General features: G+C 41.1%; 23 protein-coding genes. 19 read left to right on the forward strand and 4 right to left on the reverse strand.

Annotation, left to right across the window (positions count from 1 at the left end; translation table 11 throughout):
- Window positions 1–7 precede the first annotated feature (7 nt).
- Entirely contained in the window at window positions 8–2,149 is a 2,142-nt protein-coding gene (locus tag ACJ9Y9_RS09385) for a hypothetical protein (RefSeq protein ID WP_407226090.1), read from the forward strand.
- A 9-nt stretch (window positions 2,150–2,158) separates the two neighbouring features.
- Here ACJ9Y9_RS09385 and ACJ9Y9_RS09390 read toward each other — a convergent pair.
- Window positions 2,159–3,279 (reverse strand): IS3 family transposase gene (locus tag ACJ9Y9_RS09390; protein ID WP_134708787.1). Its coding sequence is split into 2 segments (ribosomal slippage): window positions 2,159–3,021 and window positions 3,021–3,279, totalling 1,122 coding nucleotides; the frame shifts between segments, so codons are not numbered across the junction.
- 209 nt (window positions 3,280–3,488) lie between these two features.
- Between ACJ9Y9_RS09390 and ACJ9Y9_RS09395 the strand changes: the two genes are divergently transcribed.
- From ACJ9Y9_RS09395 to ACJ9Y9_RS09440, 10 genes are read left to right on the forward strand one after another with little or no spacing between them, the layout of a single operon-like run.
- Window positions 3,489–4,055 carry a hypothetical protein gene (locus ACJ9Y9_RS09395; protein ID WP_407226091.1) on the forward strand — a complete coding sequence of 189 codons (567 nt, stop codon included), beginning with the start codon at window positions 3,489–3,491 and terminating at the stop codon, window positions 4,053–4,055.
- 57 nt (window positions 4,056–4,112) lie between these two features.
- The gene (locus tag ACJ9Y9_RS09400; protein WP_407226092.1) at window positions 4,113–4,586 is read left to right on the forward strand and encodes a hypothetical protein; all 474 of its coding nucleotides are present in this window, start codon (window positions 4,113–4,115) and stop codon (window positions 4,584–4,586) included.
- A gap of 39 nt (window positions 4,587–4,625) precedes the next feature.
- Window positions 4,626–4,916, forward strand: a complete 291-nt coding sequence (locus ACJ9Y9_RS09405) for a hypothetical protein (RefSeq protein WP_407226093.1) — start codon at window positions 4,626–4,628, stop codon at window positions 4,914–4,916.
- 56 nt (window positions 4,917–4,972) lie between these two features.
- Window positions 4,973–5,281, forward strand: coding sequence for a hypothetical protein (locus ACJ9Y9_RS09410; protein WP_126535116.1), 309 nt, complete (start codon window positions 4,973–4,975; stop codon window positions 5,279–5,281).
- Window positions 5,271–7,733, forward strand: a complete 2,463-nt coding sequence (locus ACJ9Y9_RS09415) for a hypothetical protein (protein WP_028018552.1) — start codon at window positions 5,271–5,273, stop codon at window positions 7,731–7,733. The genes ACJ9Y9_RS09410 and ACJ9Y9_RS09415 overlap by 11 nt, the downstream gene beginning before the upstream one ends.
- A gap of 51 nt (window positions 7,734–7,784) precedes the next feature.
- Window positions 7,785–8,339 carry a hypothetical protein gene (locus ACJ9Y9_RS09420; RefSeq protein WP_028018551.1) on the forward strand — a complete coding sequence of 185 codons (555 nt, stop codon included), beginning with the start codon at window positions 7,785–7,787 and terminating at the stop codon, window positions 8,337–8,339.
- 3 nt (window positions 8,340–8,342) lie between these two features.
- Window positions 8,343–8,987: a hypothetical protein gene (locus tag ACJ9Y9_RS09425; RefSeq protein ID WP_050482934.1), complete on the forward strand. Its 645-nt coding sequence runs from the start codon at window positions 8,343–8,345 to the stop codon at window positions 8,985–8,987.
- Window positions 8,987–9,382 carry a DUF6950 family protein gene (locus ACJ9Y9_RS09430; RefSeq protein ID WP_407226094.1) on the forward strand — a complete coding sequence of 132 codons (396 nt, stop codon included), beginning with the start codon at window positions 8,987–8,989 and terminating at the stop codon, window positions 9,380–9,382. The genes ACJ9Y9_RS09425 and ACJ9Y9_RS09430 overlap by 1 nt, the downstream gene beginning before the upstream one ends.
- 2 nt (window positions 9,383–9,384) lie before the next feature.
- A complete protein-coding gene (locus tag ACJ9Y9_RS09435; RefSeq protein WP_028018549.1) occupies window positions 9,385–12,915 on the forward strand; it encodes a phage tail tip protein in 3,531 nt (1,176 codons plus the stop codon).
- A gap of 37 nt (window positions 12,916–12,952) precedes the next feature.
- Window positions 12,953–13,231: a hypothetical protein gene (locus tag ACJ9Y9_RS09440; protein WP_028018548.1), complete on the forward strand. Its 279-nt coding sequence runs from the start codon at window positions 12,953–12,955 to the stop codon at window positions 13,229–13,231.
- A gap of 12 nt (window positions 13,232–13,243) precedes the next feature.
- On the opposite strand, the gene ACJ9Y9_RS09445 is transcribed toward ACJ9Y9_RS09440, so the two are convergent.
- Entirely contained in the window at window positions 13,244–13,690 is a 447-nt protein-coding gene (locus ACJ9Y9_RS09445; protein WP_028018547.1) for a glycoside hydrolase family protein, read from the reverse strand.
- A 39-nt stretch (window positions 13,691–13,729) separates the two neighbouring features.
- Between ACJ9Y9_RS09445 and ACJ9Y9_RS09450 the strand changes: the two genes are divergently transcribed.
- The 5 genes from ACJ9Y9_RS09450 (at window position 13,730) to ACJ9Y9_RS09470 (ending at window position 16,260) form a co-directional block, all read left to right on the forward strand.
- A complete protein-coding gene (locus tag ACJ9Y9_RS09450) occupies window positions 13,730–14,161 on the forward strand; it encodes a hypothetical protein (RefSeq protein ID WP_028018546.1) in 432 nt (143 codons plus the stop codon).
- Between the two features lie 9 nt (window positions 14,162–14,170).
- Window positions 14,171–14,779, forward strand: coding sequence for a hypothetical protein (locus ACJ9Y9_RS09455; protein ID WP_063201643.1), 609 nt, complete (start codon window positions 14,171–14,173; stop codon window positions 14,777–14,779).
- Between the two features lies 1 nt (window position 14,780).
- Window positions 14,781–15,101 (forward strand): hypothetical protein, encoded by a 321-nt coding sequence (locus tag ACJ9Y9_RS09460; protein WP_100152823.1) that lies wholly within the window; start codon window positions 14,781–14,783, stop codon window positions 15,099–15,101.
- A 9-nt stretch (window positions 15,102–15,110) separates the two neighbouring features.
- Window positions 15,111–15,404, forward strand: a complete 294-nt coding sequence (locus ACJ9Y9_RS09465; protein WP_028017176.1) for a 3TM-type holin — start codon at window positions 15,111–15,113, stop codon at window positions 15,402–15,404.
- Window positions 15,405–15,465: 61 nt separating this feature from the next.
- The gene (locus ACJ9Y9_RS09470; RefSeq protein ID WP_028017177.1) at window positions 15,466–16,260 is read left to right on the forward strand and encodes a hypothetical protein; all 795 of its coding nucleotides are present in this window, start codon (window positions 15,466–15,468) and stop codon (window positions 16,258–16,260) included.
- 25 nt (window positions 16,261–16,285) lie between these two features.
- On the opposite strand, the gene ACJ9Y9_RS09475 is transcribed toward ACJ9Y9_RS09470, so the two are convergent.
- Window positions 16,286–16,741 carry a hypothetical protein gene (locus ACJ9Y9_RS09475; RefSeq protein ID WP_028017178.1) on the reverse strand — a complete coding sequence of 152 codons (456 nt, stop codon included), beginning with the start codon at window positions 16,739–16,741 and terminating at the stop codon, window positions 16,286–16,288.
- 36 nt (window positions 16,742–16,777) lie between these two features.
- Between ACJ9Y9_RS09475 and ACJ9Y9_RS09480 the strand changes: the two genes are divergently transcribed.
- From ACJ9Y9_RS09480 to ACJ9Y9_RS09490, 3 genes are all read left to right on the forward strand, one after another.
- Window positions 16,778–17,491, forward strand: coding sequence for a methyltransferase (locus ACJ9Y9_RS09480; RefSeq protein WP_028017179.1), 714 nt, complete (start codon window positions 16,778–16,780; stop codon window positions 17,489–17,491).
- A 90-nt stretch (window positions 17,492–17,581) separates the two neighbouring features.
- Window positions 17,582–17,803, forward strand: coding sequence for a DUF2188 domain-containing protein (locus ACJ9Y9_RS09485; protein ID WP_129327987.1), 222 nt, complete (start codon window positions 17,582–17,584; stop codon window positions 17,801–17,803).
- A 498-nt stretch (window positions 17,804–18,301) separates the two neighbouring features.
- Window positions 18,302–19,048, forward strand: coding sequence for a MipA/OmpV family protein (locus ACJ9Y9_RS09490; protein ID WP_028017180.1), 747 nt, complete (start codon window positions 18,302–18,304; stop codon window positions 19,046–19,048).
- Between the two features lie 78 nt (window positions 19,049–19,126).
- Here the strand turns inward: ACJ9Y9_RS09490 and ACJ9Y9_RS09495 are convergent, their stop codons facing one another.
- Entirely contained in the window at window positions 19,127–20,011 is an 885-nt protein-coding gene (locus ACJ9Y9_RS09495; RefSeq protein WP_028017181.1) for a D-hexose-6-phosphate mutarotase, read from the reverse strand.
- Between the last annotated feature and the right edge of the window lie 62 nt (window positions 20,012–20,073).

Below are 20,073 nucleotides of genomic sequence, written 5' to 3' on the forward strand. Positions count from 1 at the left end.
TTCATTAATGATTAGAAAAGGTAACATAGATAATGCTCTTCAAATGTTAGAGGGGCATTTGAAATTTTTAGAACGTAATACAGGTTTAACTAACGATAACAAAAATCAACATTTTGTTTTTAATCCAGATAAAGTACTTGCAAATAACAGGCACTTTATAGCGGAAACAGGATGGGAAGCACAACCTGATGGTGACGCAACCACCGAAGGGCAGTCATTAGCAATTTTAGGTGCAATATACGCATATCAGGCAACCAAAGAACCCCACTATCTGGAACTGGCAAAGGACTACTTTAACGGGTATCACAATGCATTCTACAGAGGGGTAGCTTTTCCAGATCCACCTGATGGTTCATTACGCTGTAACTGGATATGTAACGGAAAAGCTCCAGTACTGGCACACTACCCATTAGATCCAGAGTACCCAACTCATGGAGGCTTCAAGGGAGTACTGTTTACATGGACAAACGGACAGACACAGATACCACACGGTGCACCAAACTATGGTGAGTACCTCGATGCTGTATGGTTCGCTTTTCCTGAACGTGCTTCTTTAGGCTGGAATCAGGTAAACGCTACTGTATATGCATGGGATTCAGAAGGTTCGGTAGACTGGAAAACCAAAGCACCTACATACAATGTTGATTGGATCATCGACCGTACAGGCCGCAAGGTAGATAGCAATGGTGATGTACTGGCAGAAGGGCTAACAAGCCAGATCGGTACAGTCCAGCTCAAAAATACTTCCATCAACGGTAATTACCGCTTCAACTATGCAACACGTAACCCTGTAGAACATGGCGGTTATCTGATGGGGCGTAATGAACGTTGGCACAACAGGCCAGTACATGTACCAATTGATAACTATGGTTTCTTTGATTTCGCAGATAACGCATCAGATGCCGAATTGTGGTTCTGCCAGGCAGCAAAACTACTATGGGATATCACAAGCGAACGTAAGTACTGGTTAGCCTGGCAAAACTCAATGATTACCTGTATTGGGTACTCTGATATAGATAAATTCGATAAGTTCTTCCGTAAATCTACCGCAGCAACAACACCTTTTACAGACGGTATCTCATATGATTATTTCTATCCAAGTAATCAGGCTGCTACTTACTCGCGTGATGCTGATGGATATATTGTAATTAATCAAAGTGCATCAGCACAAACCACACTTGAACAACAATCAATCTGGTTCAAATTTAATAATAGTAGCAATTTCTATGTTGAATATGGTGGTGTAGATACCTCTGGTGCTGCATTAAGTCTTGCCGTTGCATTAACTGTGAATAAAACAAAAACAGATGAAGGTGCAATTAGATATCGTTGCGGTCTGCCAATTACTCAAACGGATGGCAGTATTCAGGCAATGAGTATACCTATGAACCACTTTACACGAATTGCTAAGCCAGATGGTGGGCAGTACTTAACAGCAGATATGCGTATGATTTCTGATTATGGTAGTAACACCGTAACTAAACTTGAATATCAAAGCGGCATTGCAGGTAAGTACTATGATAACGTCATAAAAAGTACTATGGATAGTGACGGTAGTTCGACAGTAGGTTTCTGGATTTTCAATAAAGAAGAACAGGATTTAGTTTCTTTTACATACCGTACTTATGCTGATGATTTTAACATCCGCATTATTGATGATTTTGGTTGGAGGTGGTGGGCTATGTTACCTGCAAGTAATGGTGCATGGGTTACACAAACATTTTCAGTCTTAGATTTTAAATTAAGCTCATATCAACCTGATCATCAAGAAGGCGATGAACAGCCGGGACAACCAACCCTTACCACACGTAAAGAGTTTACGTTACTACTTGATACCGATCCGGTAGATGGCGTTAGCGGTCGTATTGACTGGTACTGCATTAATGACCTACCAGCACTCTATGATGATGGCGGTACAGGTGACTATTCAGTACTGCTAAGTCTTACGTTTAATGACAGTACCGGAAACGGCTATACAGCCCGCTTAGGCGATTGTGTGATCAAGCAGTATATGCTTGATAGCCTTGCGTACACACCAGGCTTAATACCATTCAGTAACATCACAGATCCGTATGCTCAGTTGTATTCTGGCTGGCGTGGACTTCCATACCCAGGGTATCAATTACCGGTGACCTGCCCCCAGGATTAGATACAACCTTCAGTTAGTAATGTCGGTTGGTTTTTCTTCATATTTCCTGTTTCGCCAGTCCGTTGCGAATTCAGCTGGTGTCTGGTAATCCAGCGATGAATGGGGACGGCACTCGTTATAATCCTGCCGCCAGTCATTAATCGTTTTCCGGGCATGAAGAATATCGCTGAACCAGTGTTCATTCAGACACTCATCGCGAAAGCGTCCGTTAAAACTCTCAATAAATCCGTTCTGCGTTGGCTTACCTGGCTGGATAAGCCGTAGTTCCACACCATGCTCAAAGGCCCATTGATCGAGCGCGCGGCAGGCAAATTCCGGGCCCTGATCGGTTCTTATTGTCGCCGGATAGCCCCTAAACAGCGCGATGCTGTCCAGAATACGCGTGACCTGAACGCCTGAAATACCGAAAGCAGCGGTGATTGTCAGACACTCCTTCGTGAAATCATCCACACAGGTCAGGCACTTGATCCTCCGACCGTTGGCCAGTGCGTCCATAACGAAATCCATCGACCATGTCAGGTTCGGCGCATCCGGGCGCAGAAGCGGAAACCGTTCGGTTGCCAGCCCTTTACGGCGTCGTCTGCGTTTTACGCTCAGTCCATTAAGGTGGTAAATACGGTATACCCGCTTGTGATTGACGTGAAGGCCCTCCCGACGCAGCAGCTGCCAGATGCGGCGGTAGCCAAAACGCCTGCGCTCCAGTGCCAGCTCAGTGATGCGCCCTGATAAATGCGCATCAGCTGCCGGACGCTGAGCCTCGTAGCGGCAGGTCGACAGGGACAAACCTGTAAGCCTGCAGGCACGACGTTGCGACAGACCGGTCGCATCACACATAAACTCAACGGCTTCCCGCTTCTGGTCTGTCGTCAGTACTTTCGCCCCAGAGCCACCTGAAGTGCCTCCTTATCCAGCATGGCTTCGGCAAGTAGCTTCTTGAGGCGGGCGTTCTCCTCTTCAAGAGATTTAAGCCGCTTCACCTCAGGAACTTCCATGCCACCAAACTTCTTGCGCCAGGTGTAGAAAGTGGCATCGGAAATGGCGTGCTTACGGCAGAGCTCACGGGCAGAAACTCCGGCTTCCGCTTCGCGAAGAATACTGATGATCTGTTCGTCGGAAAAACGCTTCTTCATGGGGATGTCCTCATGTGGCTTATGAAGACATTACTAACATCGGGGTGTATTAATCAACGGGGAGCAGGTCACCGGCTATATGGTGCTTTCAGGGTATTGCAATTGATGAAACCAGATTGAATAACAGTATGAGGTTCTTATGTGATGCTCAGAACTGGTTTACGAATAAGTTTCATCCGACTGTACCAGGCCCATGTGCACAGGCGTTTGTGTGGAACCGTCAGGACGCATTAGCGTACTTACCTGATGGTGAACAACCCGACGTATTCATCATGCAGCACTGGTATGAAGAGGCATGGTCTGGTTATGAACCTCGTGCGTTCTTTGCAGGTTGTGATGTAGTACATGAACTGTATCAACGTGGTGATTACACCATTCCACAGAACATACTTACGTACTGTAAGAACTGGATGAACTACTTAAAGTGGTTCATGAAAAATAACGATGGCCATGCACCAACACGATTTAAAGATAATGGTGAAGTTATCTATGATGGCTTTACAGGTCATATGTCAGGGTTATGGCTTGCAGGTGCATCAATGATGGCGATTGCAGGTTATCCAGATCATGAATTACTTGATTTACTCTTTGCTGAGATACAACAAAACTACGATGTAATTAGTGCTAATCACGTGATGAATGGAGCATGGTCGCCAGCCATTAGAAGTGGCACACCAACAACAAGCCAAAACAATTCAATGTACTTTGGTTTCTATACTGGTGAATTACTAAGAGGTTTAGCTTTATATATGAAGTACTACAACCTACATACATAAATAATATATGAAAGGGATAGCAAGGATCGCTATCCCTAAATTTAAAGGAATAATAAAATGGCTTTTAATTCTATTTTCATTGGTAATAATGTCAAAGTTGAAATCGCAGAAGCTCCAGCTAATGGCGGTCAGGCAACTACTTTTAGCGTTGTTGAAGAAGTTGGTGCGTTCCCCGCAGCAGCAGGTGCAGAATCTAATGTTGTTAGCGTAAACACTTTCGGTCAACAGTACGCTAAGAAATTACTTGGTTCTCGTAGTGTTCCAGATTTAACACTGACTGTTAACTGGAAACCAGGTTCAACAGGTCAGGAACTACTTGCATCAGCAGCAGCTTCACAAAAATTAATGCAAGTTAAAGTAACCTATTTCCAAAACATCGCAGATCAAGACGGTCCTGCATATTACAGTATTGTAAATGGTTACGTGAGTTCAGATGTAGTGAACGGTGATTTTGATGGTGTAGTTACTCGTGATTTCGTTGTATCTGTAACTGGTGCTCCAATCGCAGTTGGTGAAGTAACTGGTGCTTAATTACTAAATACTACAAACCAACTAAAAGGATAAAACAAAATGGATTTTTCTAATCTAATGAATACTATTGGTGTGAAACTAACACAAGTAGAACTAACACCAGAATGTACTGTGTATATCAAACTACCTTCCATTACCCAGCATACAGAATGTACCGATCCATATAAGGCAATTTTCTATTGTGTAGTTGATGAGGACGGTAAACATATTTTTGATTCACCTGAACAAGTTGAAGCAAAAGTAGATCTTACTGTACAACTAAAATTGAATGCTGAAATTGGAAACGTTTTCGCTAAATCCTTTAATGTTGAGGATGTAGAGGGAAAGTAAGACGCGATCCGATTCTCAAACTATCACTATCTTTATTGTATAAACACGGGTGTAGTGTGGATGAACTCTGCACTATGCCCGTTTTGCTTTTCTACTACCTATTAGTTCTTAAAGAAATCGTTGATCCTGAATCCTCACAGATAGAGCAAATCAGGCATACCGAACTACTACAGGCAATTTGGTTAAGTACTGGCAATATCAAGAAAGAAGACATACCTAAATTTAATATCTATGAACTCGACTCACTGAATATTATTTCAAATAAAACCTTAGCTGAACAACATGCAGAGAGGGAGAAGAAGATCGCAGAACAACAAAAAGCAAACATGCTTAATTGGATGGGAGTAAAGCCTAATGGCAAATAACAATAGACAATCAATGATCTTTGAAATCACTGGTGATGAATCAGGATTACAAAGATCACTAAAAAATGCAGCCAATGATATAGGTAACTTTGGTGATCAGGCAGGTGGAGTATTTGGTGGTATCAATACTGGCCTTTCTACTACCTCTAAAGCTATGTCTGGTTTCGCTGGTGCTGTAGGGGTCGCAGGTATCGCAATTGCTGCAACTATGGCAAAAGTACAGGAACAATCAGAAAAGGCGTTTGAAGTCTTTCAGGCAGCTTCACTATCACAGTCGGGTATATTACAGATTCAACAGGCCGCTAATATGTTCGCTGCCGTTGGTCTTACTATGGATAACGTAGCGGACCAAATAAAAGACTCTAAGGATAAGTTGGGCGATGCAATAACTAATAATGCAGGTTCTATGTTAACTGACGTAATTCAACCATTGAAGTTGAATATGTTCGAGTTACAGAAAGCAGCAGAAAACGGTGAAGATATTATTGCTAAGATTTACTATCAGGCTAAACAAATGGGATTCAGTCAATCCCAGATAGTAAACATGATGGAAACAGTTGCAAACGATGCGTCAAAACGCATGACTATATACCGAGAGTTCAATAGTGAACAAGAGTACCAAAACAGTCTTGCTAATGAATCCATTCAACTAACCGCAGAACAATCACGACAATTTGAAGAATACAGAGCTGCAACTAATAATTTATCCAGAGCATGGGATACCTGGAAGAACTCAACGCTTGCACCTATCGCACAGAACCTTGCTGAAATTCTCGACTTAATGACGAAAATTATTAATAGTAAACCTGTTAATGCAGCGGCAGCAGCAGTTAGTAAAGAAGGTATTCAGGCTACTCAACAATACCAACAGCAGTTTCAACAGCAGATACTAAAAAATTCTTCAATTTATGGTACTCAGATAGTAGCAGATCAGCAAAAGCAACAGGAGGAAAATAATAAAACCTTTGCAAACTTATTAGCAAACCTTGATGCGGCACATAACCTACTTGATAAACAGAAAGAAGAATATAATAAAGGCTTAGATAGAAGTGTTATTGATACTGCTATAAAACCTTATCTTTCAGCAAAACAAAAAACACAGGCACAGATTGATACCCTTGATGCAACTCATGCACAATTACGAGCGACTATTAAAGATTCTTTAGTACGTGCTTATAAGGGTGATCAAGCGGCAATGAATGCCGATCTCGCTAAACTTGATGAAGGTTATAAAGCTAACCGTGAGAAGTTAGTAAAAAGCCTAACAGCCGATGAAGATAAAGCACGTGAAGATAAAGCTAAGAAAGATGAAGCAGCAGCCAAGAAAGCACAAGCCGCACAAGACAAACTTAATGAACAAACTAAAAGAGCAAAGGCACTATTAGAACAGACGCTATCACAAATCGGTACTAATGAAGCTCAAATACGTATTACTCGTTTTAACTATGAACAAGACCAGATTGAAAAGCGTATACGTGAAGCAGGTAAATTAGCGGGAAGTACTGAATCTGAAATTACAGATATGTTATCCAAGCAATATGAAAGCCGTAAAACCAAGTACAAAGACATGGTTGATCAGATGCTTTCTGAAACTAACAGACTCAAACAGGCACAGAACATTGCAGCCATTGCTAACGATCCTAATGCAACAGCAGATGCTAAGGCACGAGCAGCGGCAGCGGGTACTACCTGGATGAATGACACGGTTAGTCAGGGCTTAGGGTACAAGAACCCATTAGACTTTTCGCCAGATCCGGTACAGAACCAGAACATCAACACCGAAGAACAAGAGAACAAAGATGGGGCTAAGGCTCTATATGATGCCAAAGTACTTGGTTTCCAGGAGTACCAGGATCAGCTAACAGCGATTCAGGCCAACGCCGATATGAAACGTGGCCGATTAACCGCAGACGCACTAACCAGTACTTTAGGGATGTGGCAAACGGGAGCAGGTAACGTAGCGGATATCATGGCTGGTGTATTCGGTGAATCATCAGCAGCGGCTAAGGCAGCATTTGCCGTAAGTAAAGGTATTGCCATTGCTCAGGCAGTGATCAACATCCAGCAGGGTATATCCGAAGCTATCAAACTTGGTTGGCCTACGGGGATCGCAGCAGGTCTACAAGTAGCAGCTCAGGGTGCTTCCATTGTCCGTACTATCAAAGGTACAGCTATCCAGGGGCAAGCCCATGATGGTTGGGATTCACTACCAAGTACTGGTACATACAATCTTGAAAAAGGGGAACGTGTAGTAGGTAAATCACTAAATCAGGATTTAACAAAATACTTGAGTAATCAGGATGGTAGTAAATCAGGTGATATTAAGATTGATGCACCGTTAATTATTAATAGTAATGGTCAAATTTCTGATTCAGATTTCCAAAAGATGTGTGATAAACACGCTGATACTATCGTTCAGGCAACACGTAAATCTCAGAAGAATAACGTATAAATATCATGTAGCCCACATGGATTGTGGGCTAACTATTAAAGGAATAATAATATGTTAAATAACACACTTATTAGTGAGTTCATGTTGACGGATAATATACCGCAATACCAAAACCAAACATGGACAGGTGAAACTATTACACGTGTTGTTGGTTCGCAGTACTTTACCCTTAGCTTCAAAGTTACCTTGAACAAGATGAACCGTGCTGAACTCGCTAACTTCTACGCTTTATATGGTCAGGGCAAACCTTTCTCTATGCCTCTTGGATGGTGGAGTACATACTACGGTACTCAAACATCACAAGTACAGGCAACAGCAGCAAGGGCGGCGGGGGCAACATCCATTGCCGTTAATGCTAATACACTTGAAGTTGGTACGTTAGTTCAATTCAACGGACACAAGAAACTATACCGAATCATAGCCAACACTGGCAACGTAATTACTATCTTCCCTGGATTAATCAGGAACATCCAACTTGGGGAAGTAATGAAATATGACAATATTCAAGGTTCATTTATTCTTACACCACAGAACGCAGCATATCAGATGCCAAGTACAAACATTATGGAAGTGACAATAAATGCAACCGAAAACATCAGGGGTTAATTTATGTCAATTCCAAGTAATGTACTAACTAATGCGGATCTTGTCGCGTACTGGAACCTTACACGAGGCGATAACAAAACCGTACTAACAGAAAAAGAACTATATCAATGTGGTGTTATGATAAAGCTAATAGATGTACTTCCACCTACCGGAAGTAATATATATCTAACAGATGCCATTGCCGATCAAAACTATAATGGAATTAACTATAAGTCTGTACCTGATTTCCTTGATTCATCATTTGCTAACTATGTAGAAAAGAACCAAATCAACAATAACGGTACTTCTTTTAAAGTAAGTAATGTAAGCCAGGATTATCTATCTATGGCGTTAAGAGGATTATGGACCGATGCAAAGGTAAACATCTGGATGGGTATAGTTAACCCAGCTACAGGGGGCATTCTATATGCCTATCGTATGTTTAGTGGTTACATTGATTACTTTAGTTCAGACTTCAACAACACAGCAGGTAATACCACTAATGAAACAACAGTGAATCTAAATTCATTGTGGAAGAAGTTAGACCAAACACAACGCCTGTTATCAAGTACATCAGTACACCAATCAATGCATACTGGCGATAAGTTCTTTGACTTAATCGGCATACTAAATAGTTCAGAGCAATTCTGGAAGAGTAGCAAGAAATAATGAAAAATGGATTTATAACAGAGTACCTAAGTGGTTTAGTTGGTGAACCATTAGTGTACGGTACTAATGATTGTCATATCATGGTGCTAACAGTCATTGATATGATCACCGGTAGTAATTACCGTGAAGAAATCTACCAGAAATACACAACACCAACAGCAGGTAGAAAATACGCAAAAGCAAACTGTAGTTATTCTACTCTACATCTATTGTGTAAAGAAAAAGGCCAATTAGTCAGTGAACCACTTGATGGGGATATCATCATTTCATCAGGTCACAGTACAGTTTATTGGCGTGGGAAAGTAGTAATTTTATCAGAAGATAAATCTAACTATATCGTTTCTCAATATATCCCAAATGAAAAAGACAAAATATACAGATTTAAAGGGGAATAACTATGGCAGTAGCAGCAGTTGCCGTAGCTATTATCGCAGGGGCATCAGCGGCGGCGGCAGCATACGCAGCAGGTTTAGCTTTAGCAGCAGTAGTAGCTATAGGTATTGGTACAGCAGCACTATCTTACATTAGTTCATCACAGATGATGAATGTAGGCCAAATGGGGGTAACGTATCCGAGTACGGGTAGTAACAATGCCCGATCAACATCGCCAAGTACTGGTATTCCGATAGTGTACGCAGGATCTAATAAGAATAGAGATGAAGTAGCATATGTAAAAGTAGGTTCTATCGTAGTTTGGCAGAACGTCTATAAAGGTACTTCAAACCAGTTATGTACGGTTCACGCGATCAGTATCGGTGAAATCGGGCAAGTACCAGGGGAACAATCACAAGGCGTAATCAAGCAGATCTATTTTGATAATGCTCCGGTACTCATGGATGGTGCGTACATCACCACAGAAGGGATCGTACCTACCTCAATGATGATTGAGAAGTACCGCAAATACTTACAGATTGAGGTACGTTTCGGTAAGCCGTCCTATGGTGGTTCTATGACGCTTGCCCGTCAATATGGCGGTAGTCAATGGACTGACAACATGCGTGGTGATGGTCTTGTACAGATCTGTACCGTAATCAAGAAAACCAACGATTCATTGATTGATGGGATTCTAACGAACCAGAACTATACATTATCGGTAGAAATGCGTGGACGTATGATCTATGACTTAACTGATAATGTACGTAAACCAAGTTCAAACCCACCAAGCCAACTATATGACTTTATCACTAATACAGAATTTGGTTTTGGGCTTGATCCTAATGATATTGATATTACCAGTTTCCGTAATATGGCAAACTATTGTGCTCAGAATAATTTCTATTCCAATGGTAGTATTCAATATGATAAATCCTTTAAGGAAAACATTGAAAATTTTCTACAAACATTTGGTGGTGTACTTTATGAATCAAACGGTAAGTACTATCTAACCGTTGATGCTCCCGATATTCCAAGTGTACATTTTGATGAAACAAATATTATTGGCAGTGTGAATATCACGACGGGTTCAAAGTCTGACTATTTTAATACAATGGACAGTACCTATACAAACCCAGGTAATGACTATTCACAAGATATTATCCGTTATCCAAGTGATGCCATTAGTAACGCATCCATTGCTAAAGATGGTTATATTATCAAGAAGGATTTAAACTATCTTTGGGTACAGGATAAGAATCAGCTTGCTATTCTTAGTAACATTGAATTACTAAAATCTAAGTACATTACGAACACAATTACTTTCAATACCTATGTAACAGATATGAAAGTATATGATGTGTTTACAATTGATTTTAAAGAAGCTGGATTTAGTAATAACAAGTACAGATGTATTCAACGTACTGTACCAATGACCGTAGATAAAGCAGGTATTATCCAGATCACCGCGATTTCATATGATGATGGTATCTATCAAGGAAAAGATCCGGGACAATTCCCACAAGATGGATTGACCAATCTACCTAACCCAACATACGTAGAACCGCCAAGTAACCTACAGGCTCAACGTTTAGGGGCTACGGCATCAGGTAACACCGTTCTATTAACATGGGATCTTAGTCAGGATACAACTGTACGTGGTTATAAGATTCGTTATAAACTCAGTGATTCCAGTGTGTGGATCAACGTTGGTAACGTAGGGCAGTACACAAGCAGTTTTGAAATTCTAAATTTACTATATGGCGTACAATATGACTTTGCTCTTGAATCGTATAATACCCTTGGCTATTCATCAGAATTAGTTGCAATCTATAATCAAACGCCACAAGTTATATTCGCATTACCGAAGATTACTAACCTTGATATGTTGAATGATGATGTAGGTTTAAACCAGACTTATGCTCAAGATTTTATTTTACGTTGGGATGATCAGAATAACTTAGCCGTTAATGGTAAAACTTTTGCTGATTTCTTCAAACATTATGAAATTCGTGTGTATGACCGATACAGGAACTACATCACATCGTACTACACCACTACAAGCAACTGGACGTACTCATATTCAATGAATACCAGTGATGGCCTTAGCCGTTACCGTGTGTTTGGGATCATCGCTCATGGTTGGGGTACTGGTATCTATAGTGAAGAAGTTCAGATTGAAGTTAGTAACCCACAACACCCACAGTTGTTAGGTATCAATTTGAAGAGTGGTTATGATTCCGTGTTCATCGACTGGACAGAATCAAACGTACCGGATTATGCGGGAATCGTTCTACAAATCGCACTTGATGAGGGGTTTAGCTCAGGGTCGAAGTACTTTAGCAGTGCTAACCGCTATTCAGCATCATTCGGGATCGAGGACGGTTCATTTTTTGCACGTATTGCCGCTCAAGATATATTTGGGGCCGATGAACTTGTATGGTCGCCAACTATCGGGTTTAACCAGAATACGAAGGTTCCATACAGCAAATTGAACGAAGATGTTATTGATAGCCTACTTAACAGTGATACGGCTACTGGCATTGTTGAGAAACAGATCGTAGATGAACTTGGTTCACGCTGGCAGCTACAGGTATCGAACAATGGAAATGTTTCTGGTATTGCCTTAGCCGCAGACGAGAAAACATCAGTGTTTACCGTCATGGCGGATCGCTTTAGTGTCATCAGTACGGACAGTGCCAAACTATCAGACAGGGTTTATCCTTTGGTTGTTCAGAATGGTAAGGTTTGGCTTAACTCAGCAGTAATAGCCGATGCGAGTATCAATACAGCCCAAATTAACAACTTAGCAGTGACTACCGCCAAGATTCAAAACGCAGCAATTGATAATACTAAGATTGCCAATGCCGCTATTCGTAATGCACATATCATGAATGGTGAAATTGACTCAGCGAAGATAAGCCAACAGATACAATCCAGTAATTGGGATGGTACGAATGGTTGGATGATAAACAAGAACGGTACAGCCAACTTTGGTAACGCTACTATTCGCGGTACGATTTTTGCGAACAGTGGAGTACTCAACAACGTTACTATCAATGAAAACTGTAACATTCTTGGTACTTTAAGTGCCGCACGTATCGTAGGTGATATTTGTCGTCCGCAATCGACTGGTATCAACCCTGTACCGTTTATCTTTGGTTCACGTACTGTTTCAGGTGGTCAGGCCGCATTAGATCCAGTAGCTAACCAACACTATGTAGCGTTGCGTATTCGTGGTGAAGATTTCCCACGTTACTTTGATAGTGATTTATCAATTAGCTTGACCTCATATGAACGTCAATACTTCTATATTCGTATGGGTGGTGATGGAATTGGTTTAACTAACTTGTTCTATTATGATGCTGGTAACGGCGGTAGTTCTACATCGTTCAGATTAAATTCTATATATGTACCGCCTGTTGGTCGTGGAAATTGGAACTATATCTATGTGATGTGTACAACTTCACGTAGTGGAATTGCTTCACTTAATGTTCCTGCTAACTGGTCTTCATTCTTATATCGTGCAGGTGATCAACCTTTATATAATGCGTAATAAATACTATTACCAAATATAATACATAGGAATATAAATGGACATCTTAACGATTGGTTCATTAATTGTTTCAGCTTTAGTATTGTGCTGGACTGTTTATAGGGATTTTACATCTGACTCTGACGAATTAGATGCACGTATTTCTACCGTTGAAACGAAAGTTGCTTTGATGGATCAGTCTCTAACTTCGCTTGAGCAGGAACAAGATCAAATGAAGAAGACATTAAAAAACTTAGAAGATAGTGTACATATGCTTGATATTAAAATTGAGCGTGTAATTACAATGCTTGAAACGCTAAAAAATAAAAGGGGCTAAATAGCCCCTTTTTTATTTGTTGGTGAGTTCTGCAATCATCTGATCTACTCGTGATTTAGTTTGTCTGTACCAGAGTGAATCCTTAGCCTGTACAATCGCTTCTTTATAGTTTTTATCACGTAAGGCTTGAATCATCTTTCTAAACTTTAAAGTACCTGATAGGCCAAGTTGAAAAACCATAATGGTCATGAAGTCCTGCCAGTCAGAAGGCAAATCTAATCCTAATGAGCGAACAGCAGACTTAGCAGTACTGATATCTTCTTCTAACATCCGTTCGGCTTGTTCTGGTGTGATACCGTTTGGATATGATTCACCAGGTTTTATTAGTCGACCGTACCCAATAGTTGGATAACCAAGACTATCTTTATATGTCCAAAATTTACCATTCTTAAAATAACCAACTTTAGTTTGATAGGCAATTGATCCCTCATGGCTAATTAGCCTGTTTTTTAAATCCATTAAATAAATACCTTATAACAATTATCATAGGGTATTTATATGAAGCAATGGAATTACAATGATGATTGGAGTGAGGAGGAATTAACAAACGGTAGTTATGTAGGATTCGTGTACTTGTTCCAGTTTGAAGACAGTACCTCTTATATAGGTAGTAAACAGATGTATAAGAGAGTTAAGGACGTTAAGAAACTAAAAGCTAATTCAGTTGAAAATGGATGGCGTGAGTACAGTTCAAGTTCAAAGATAGTTAATCAAAAGATAGAAGATGGATTAGATTTTACTCGTACCATTTTGTGGGCATTTCCATCAATGAAAGAAACACTATTTGTAGAAACAGCACTTATCATTAATCAGGGATTGAAAACGGGAAATATTAATCTTTCCGTTATGCATAAGGCACGTTTGCCAAGTGGGAAGGATGCAGTACGTATACGTGGAATCCTTCAATCATTATATGAATTACTAAATTAAGGATGATTTATGGCATGGCGTAGAGGCAATAGCCCAAATGATATGAGGCGTTTTATAAACAACAACAGCCCAGCGATAGGGCAAGAGTTCAAAAAAGAACTAAGTAACCGTATGCGTATAGTTACCCAACATATGCAACGTAAAGTAGATAATGATGTAGCAGGTGGTGGTGTACCGTTTACTGGTAAGAGTTTGTACTTTAATTTTAAAAAGATTAGTGACTACAAGACCGTAAACCAGATCATAGTACTACCTAACCAAACCTCATACTTGAAGTACATCCTTGATCCTGCCTACAGACACGTTAATGAAGGTAAAATTATTCCGTATAAGAACGCTAAGTTAACGAAGCAGGGGAACATTACACAGCTACGTTCAAGAACTCAGACTGATAAATACAAAAAGGTAAAGAGCAAGAACGGCACTACGTACTTGATCGATACTACCAAGAAATCCTCTAAACGTAATCCTAAACTGGCACGTGAAAAGAGAGTTATTGGATACTATGGTTCCGTAGGCAGAAAACCATTATTTGATTTCTACGATGAAACCGAGAAAAAAGTAATAGAACAATTAAGAACATTACGCGGTACGTTTGATTACCGTTGGAGGAATTAAGATGGATAACTTAGAAAATTTCCCATGTTATGATCATTCTGTACTAACAGATTTTTCTTTTCAGACAATCCAACCAGTAAGTGTAACCATACCATATGATAAAGCACTATCTGGTAGTAAGCTCATAAAAAAGAAAGTAGATAAAACAAAAGGTGATTTAGTCGTATATAGCTTTCATCATCATACAAAACCTAACGTAAGTGATGGTGATGTACTAATGGTAGAATTGCTAAAAGATAAAATAGACGTTCAGGTACTATTATCTTATAACCACATCTACAAAGGTCATCGCGTATTTTCTTGTGTTTGCCAAATACAATAAGGACTTATTATGATTGGTGTGATAGTAGAACTACTAACAAAAGGTGTGGACTTCTTTCTAAAGCGTAAAACGATAGAACAGGAAGTGCAGAAAACAAATACTGAAGGACAAATAGAAACCAACAAAGAAGAGATCGAAAAGGTTACTTTCCACTGGCGTAATGCTCTTGGATTTGTGATTACCTTAATCATCCTCTATAACTGGATCATAGTACCAGTACTTGATGCTTTTGGAATTATTGTGATCCAAGTTCCATTAGGACAACTTTTGCAGGTGCTATTGATTATGGTTGGTGGAATCTGAAAGATTTTTCCTTTATTATTTATTTTGAGTTAATAAAAATAGCAATCTAAGGATTTGATTTATGAGTGATGTAATTACTACAGCAGCAATAAAAAAATTGTATGGACTTTCCGCTGGACAATGTAATATATGCCGTACTTCTCTTTTTAAAGAGCAGGTTCACATCGGACAAATGGCTCATGTTATAGCCAAGAGCCCAAAAGGACCAAGGGGCGATGACCTGTTAGCAAATGACAATTCTTATGAAAACCTTATCCTACTTTGTGCAAATGATCATATTCTTGTTGATAGAAACCCCCTTACTTATACAGTGGAAAAATTGCATCAAATCAAAAGGGAACATGAAAGTTATATAAAAAGTGTAACCGATAACACATTATTTTCAGATAAAAAAAGACAGTCGGATGTGGAGTTTTTAAACGCTTACTTCCATTATACCCCGTTTGCGAGGGTACGTTCATTAGTTGAAACTTTACCTAATTCGTTTCACACCAATCTTCTTATTTTTGGAGACCAGTTTGATAATATATTAAAGGGTTTTCCAGCGGGCTACCCTTTAAATGATAAATTACTCCACGGTCATTTCCAAAACTTTATTGATTCGTATAACAATATTGATTATATCATATGTGGTCATTTGCCGATTTCAGATAATAGAAACATCCAGGTGTTTGGTGGTGCGAATCATAATCTTCTTTGTCATTTCAATTATGATGAGCTGCCCTCCGATAAAGCATTGATAATAGAACAGGATTTGATTTCACATAAAATATCTCTTCTTAATGCTTATGATGATTTTATAAATTATCTTAGGGCTTATTACCCTGAGGTGGAAATCTACTCTCCTATTCTATGAATGTTGTAAAGTATATAAAAGCCCCTTAGGGGGCTTTTTTTATGGTGGTTGTAATAGTAATGGTTTCTTCGCTTTCTCTAAAAACTGAATGGCTTTGTTTGATTATTTCCCTAACATCTGGTTTCTTTATTTTTTTGTAATTTAAAAAAGCCGAAGCTAAAACAGAAACAAAAAGTATAAATGATACTATACAAATGGTTAAGCGTTCTAAAGATGATAATTGTGGGTCAATATATAAGCCATACATAGAAACAGCGGAGATAGCAATACCGAAAACCATCCACATATCTATAGGGCTTTTATTTGTCGATTTGACCGTAGTGTACTTTTTGACTAAGTCCGTACCAGATAGTACTGTTAAAATTAATGATAAAATAGCGAGGGCAGTATTAACATTAAAATTTAGTATAGCGAATGTAAGCAATAACAGAAAAATGATAATTAGTATCGCTATGATTAAAGCTATTCCTTTCTTGTCCATAAATACCCCATCATGTTTTATTAAAAAAGGTATCTTATGGCAAGAATTAGTAAAAAGGAATCTGCTAATCACAATAAAGTGATGGAATTAATACATTCGGATAAGCAATTAACACAAGATGATAAGGAATTCATATTCACCAATTATAGGGGGGATGGAATAGGGGCTACTGGTGCTTTCTTTACCCCCGAAATGCTCGCATGGGACTTCATCCTTGATGCTGGTTGTACTGGTGACTGTATCGAACTATGTGCGGGTATAGGTCGCCTTAGCTACTACCAGTACTTAAGAAATAATCCAACACACATTACATGCGTAGAACTCAATCCTGAATATGTGATGATTGGGAAGAGGGTACTACCAGAAGCGGAATGGATCACTGGTGACGCTCTACAGTACTCAACAGACCGTTTCTATGAAGTTGCCTATGGCAATCCACCTTTCGGTAAGATCACCACGTCAGAAGCGTATACAGGCCGTTATACAGGCTCAGAGTTTGAATACAAGGTGATTGAACATGCAAGTACCTTATCCTCATATGGGGTATGGATAGTACCGCAGGGTTCAGCAGGGTTTAAGTACTCTGGACATAGGTACTATGACGCTTCAGTACAAACAGCTAAGTACCAGAAGTTTGTTAATGATACGGGGTACACTTTCCAAGCTGGTTGCGGTATTGACACCAGTATCTACAAAGATGAGTGGAACGGTACAACGGTCATTTGTGAGGTTGTGACGGTTGAGTACTAAAAATATGATTTTAAGCAAGCGTAACGCTACATATTGTGCCTATACTTATGGTTGACACCATATGGTGTACTTCATGTAGCGAGTGACATTATGGGTAAAAACCAACATGTAGTGCCTCACAACGGACAATGGGCTGTCAGAGGTGCAGGCAACGGAAAAGTAACTTCAACTCACCGTACTCAGCAAGAAGCTATAGATGCTGGGCGAGTTATTTCTCGTAATCAGGGGAGCGAATTAGTCATACATCGCCCTAACGGACAGATTCGAGATAGCGACTCACATGGAAAGGATCCATACCCACCGAAAGGTTAAAGCTCATTATGACAAAAGAGGCCAAAAGCCTCTTTTTTTTGAGATTTGCAAATGTTCCTATTGATGATCGTATGCGTCCTTTCGTTTTTTAGCACAGGATAAGAGCCGTTCGTATGAGTAGTGGAGGCTCCCGGAAGAGAATCTCTCGCACCTCACTGCCAGAGCAGCAACCTGTGTGCCAGGTCAGACGCTAAGAACCGCAGGGTGTTCAGGAAAACTCTTCTTAAATTAAAGCGTAGATGGCATTTGCAAAACTTGCATGCCGATAAAATCTAATTTCAATGACATATCAATAACTCATCCAAAAATTTCCATTGCCGATATAAGTCATAAGGGCATTCTTCACCTGGTGGTCATATAAATGAAAACGGCCTGTCATCTGAAAAATGAAAAATAACGGGTTAATCAAAGTGATTAGCAGGCAAAAAATTTGGGGAAGTACGGGTCTGGCGGTTACACTTCACCCGCTGATTATTTGACTACAGGAAAGAATGGATTGTGACCAAACTCAAACTTCTGGCATTAGGCGTACTCGCCGTAACCGCAGTTAGCACCGCACAGGCGGAAAGTCAGTGGACGGTTGGGGCGGGCGTTGGCGTCATTAACAGCCCATACAAACAGTATGACCGTGATCTTTACCCCGTTCCGGTTGTCACCTATGAAGGCGATAATTTCTGGTTCCGCGGTCTGGGCGGCGGCTATTATCTGTGGAACGATACGGCCGATAAGCTCTCCATCATGGCCTACTACGATCCGACGCACTTCAAACCAGGTGACAGTGACAGTCACGCCTTGCGTCAGCTCGACAAGCGTAAGAGCACCATGATGGCCGGTCTCTCTTATGTGCATAACACCCAGTATGGCTTCCTGCGTACCGCGCTGGCGGGAGATACACTGGATAACAGCAACGGCTTTATCTGGGATCTGGCGTGGCTTTATCGCTACACCAACGGTGCGCTGACCCTGACGCCAGGTATTGGTGTGCAGTACAACAGTGAGAACTACAACGACTACTACTATGGCGTTTCTAAAAACGAGTCCCGTCGTAGCGGTCTGAAAAGCTACAGCGCAGATGATGGTTGGGATCCGTACCTGGAGCTGACCGCGAGCTACAACTTCCTCGGTGACTGGAACGTATACGGTACTGGTCGTTACGAGCGTCTGAGCGACGAAGTGAAAGATAGCCCAATGGTCGACAAGTCCTGGGCAGGCATTTTCTCTGTTGGTGTGACCTACAAGTTCTGATTGTGCATTAATACGGTGCAGTCAGTGCATCAAAACGGGGCGCAAGCGCCCCGTTTGCTTTATCGTGGTGCAACCAGATTAACGCTTAACAATGCGAATGGTTTGCCCTAAACGAGATGGTTTTTCTTCGCTGGCTTTCTGCGGCGTCGTCACGCAAGCCGTTTCTACGCAGACGAAGGTTTTGTAACCATCGTCAGGTACGTCAGCCATGCTAACAGAAAGTGCCGGACCTGGGTTCCAGCCCACTACGTCGCTGTGATGGTGGTGAACCACTTCAATTCCGCGGTTCAGGGCTCCGTCGTGGATCACGCTGCACGCTTCCGTATGCTGATATACGCGGTCGGTACGATCAGGGAACGTTTGTACCCCGTCGCTGAGCTTGCCTTCTTTGGCGTTGTCCACTTTGTCGATAAAGGTATCGCCAAGACCGCTCACCTTCACTGCGTTGATATCACCCACGTTGAAATAGGTGTGCAGGGCAGAGGTGGTTTCGAACTCGCCATGGGCTTCCAGTTCAATTTCACAGGTTTTAGCCAGCTTAAAGCGGGCGTAAAGGGTGAAATCGTGCGGCCAGAGGGCGCGGGTTTCATCATTAGCCTGCAGCTCAAAGGTCAGCACTGCGCCGTTGTCATCTTCATTATGCGCTTTCAGCGTCCACTGCTGGTTACGGGCAAAACCGTGAGAAGGCAAACCCGGTTGCGCGGACGGGCCGAACCACGGCCAGCAGATCGGCACGCCACCGCGGATCGCGGCCCCTTTTTTGAAAGAGGTTGCATCACTCAGCCACAAACCTTCAACTTCTCCTTCAGGTTTCCAGGAGAGGAGGTGGGCGCCGTTCAGCGCTACGGAGGCTTTTACGCGCGGATGGTCAACGACGATAATATCGGCACCGTCGATCTGACGGCGGGAGAGCACAGGGGTAAGTTGTTCGACTACCGGAAGTGCAAAAATTTTATTAATCATTACGCAATCCTCTGTCTTTAAAGCAATAAAAAAGGCGACCGTAGTCGCCTTTTTGGATCAAG

The sequence above is a fragment of the Enterobacter sp. CPE_E1241 genome (assembly GCF_045618265.1).
Classification (GTDB): domain Bacteria; phylum Pseudomonadota; class Gammaproteobacteria; order Enterobacterales; family Enterobacteriaceae; genus Enterobacter; species Enterobacter adelaidei.

Bases quoted from the DNA above. Each gene is read 5' to 3' on its own strand.
- ACJ9Y9_RS09475 (WP_028017178.1), bottom strand. From the start codon at position 16,741: ATGGACAAGAAAGGAATAGCTTTAATCATAGCGATACTAATTATCATT.
- ACJ9Y9_RS09440 (WP_028018548.1), top strand. From the start codon at position 12,953: ATGGACATCTTAACGATTGGTTCATTAATTGTTTCAGCTTTAGTATTG.
- ACJ9Y9_RS09470 (WP_028017177.1), top strand. From the start codon at position 15,466: ATGAGTGATGTAATTACTACAGCAGCAATAAAAAAATTGTATGGACTT.
- ACJ9Y9_RS09425 (WP_050482934.1), top strand. From the start codon at position 8,343: ATGTCAATTCCAAGTAATGTACTAACTAATGCGGATCTTGTCGCGTAC.
- ACJ9Y9_RS09495 (WP_028017181.1), bottom strand. From the start codon at position 20,011: ATGATTAATAAAATTTTTGCACTTCCGGTAGTCGAACAACTTACCCCT.
- ACJ9Y9_RS09465 (WP_028017176.1), top strand. From the start codon at position 15,111: ATGATTGGTGTGATAGTAGAACTACTAACAAAAGGTGTGGACTTCTTT.
- ACJ9Y9_RS09400 (WP_407226092.1), top strand. From the start codon at position 4,113: ATGGCTTTTAATTCTATTTTCATTGGTAATAATGTCAAAGTTGAAATC.
- ACJ9Y9_RS09460 (WP_100152823.1), top strand. From the start codon at position 14,781: ATGGATAACTTAGAAAATTTCCCATGTTATGATCATTCTGTACTAACA.
- ACJ9Y9_RS09385 (WP_407226090.1), top strand. From the start codon at position 8: ATGATTAGAAAAGGTAACATAGATAATGCTCTTCAAATGTTAGAGGGG.
- ACJ9Y9_RS09430 (WP_407226094.1), top strand. From the start codon at position 8,987: ATGAAAAATGGATTTATAACAGAGTACCTAAGTGGTTTAGTTGGTGAA.
- ACJ9Y9_RS09435 (WP_028018549.1), top strand. From the start codon at position 9,385: ATGGCAGTAGCAGCAGTTGCCGTAGCTATTATCGCAGGGGCATCAGCG.
- ACJ9Y9_RS09405 (WP_407226093.1), top strand. From the start codon at position 4,626: ATGGATTTTTCTAATCTAATGAATACTATTGGTGTGAAACTAACACAA.
- ACJ9Y9_RS09450 (WP_028018546.1), top strand. From the start codon at position 13,730: ATGAAGCAATGGAATTACAATGATGATTGGAGTGAGGAGGAATTAACA.
- ACJ9Y9_RS09455 (WP_063201643.1), top strand. From the start codon at position 14,171: ATGGCATGGCGTAGAGGCAATAGCCCAAATGATATGAGGCGTTTTATA.
- ACJ9Y9_RS09445 (WP_028018547.1), bottom strand. From the start codon at position 13,690: ATGGATTTAAAAAACAGGCTAATTAGCCATGAGGGATCAATTGCCTAT.
- ACJ9Y9_RS09485 (WP_129327987.1), top strand. From the start codon at position 17,582: ATGGGTAAAAACCAACATGTAGTGCCTCACAACGGACAATGGGCTGTC.
- ACJ9Y9_RS09420 (WP_028018551.1), top strand. From the start codon at position 7,785: ATGTTAAATAACACACTTATTAGTGAGTTCATGTTGACGGATAATATA.
- ACJ9Y9_RS09415 (WP_028018552.1), top strand. From the start codon at position 5,271: ATGGCAAATAACAATAGACAATCAATGATCTTTGAAATCACTGGTGAT.
- ACJ9Y9_RS09480 (WP_028017179.1), top strand. From the start codon at position 16,778: ATGGCAAGAATTAGTAAAAAGGAATCTGCTAATCACAATAAAGTGATG.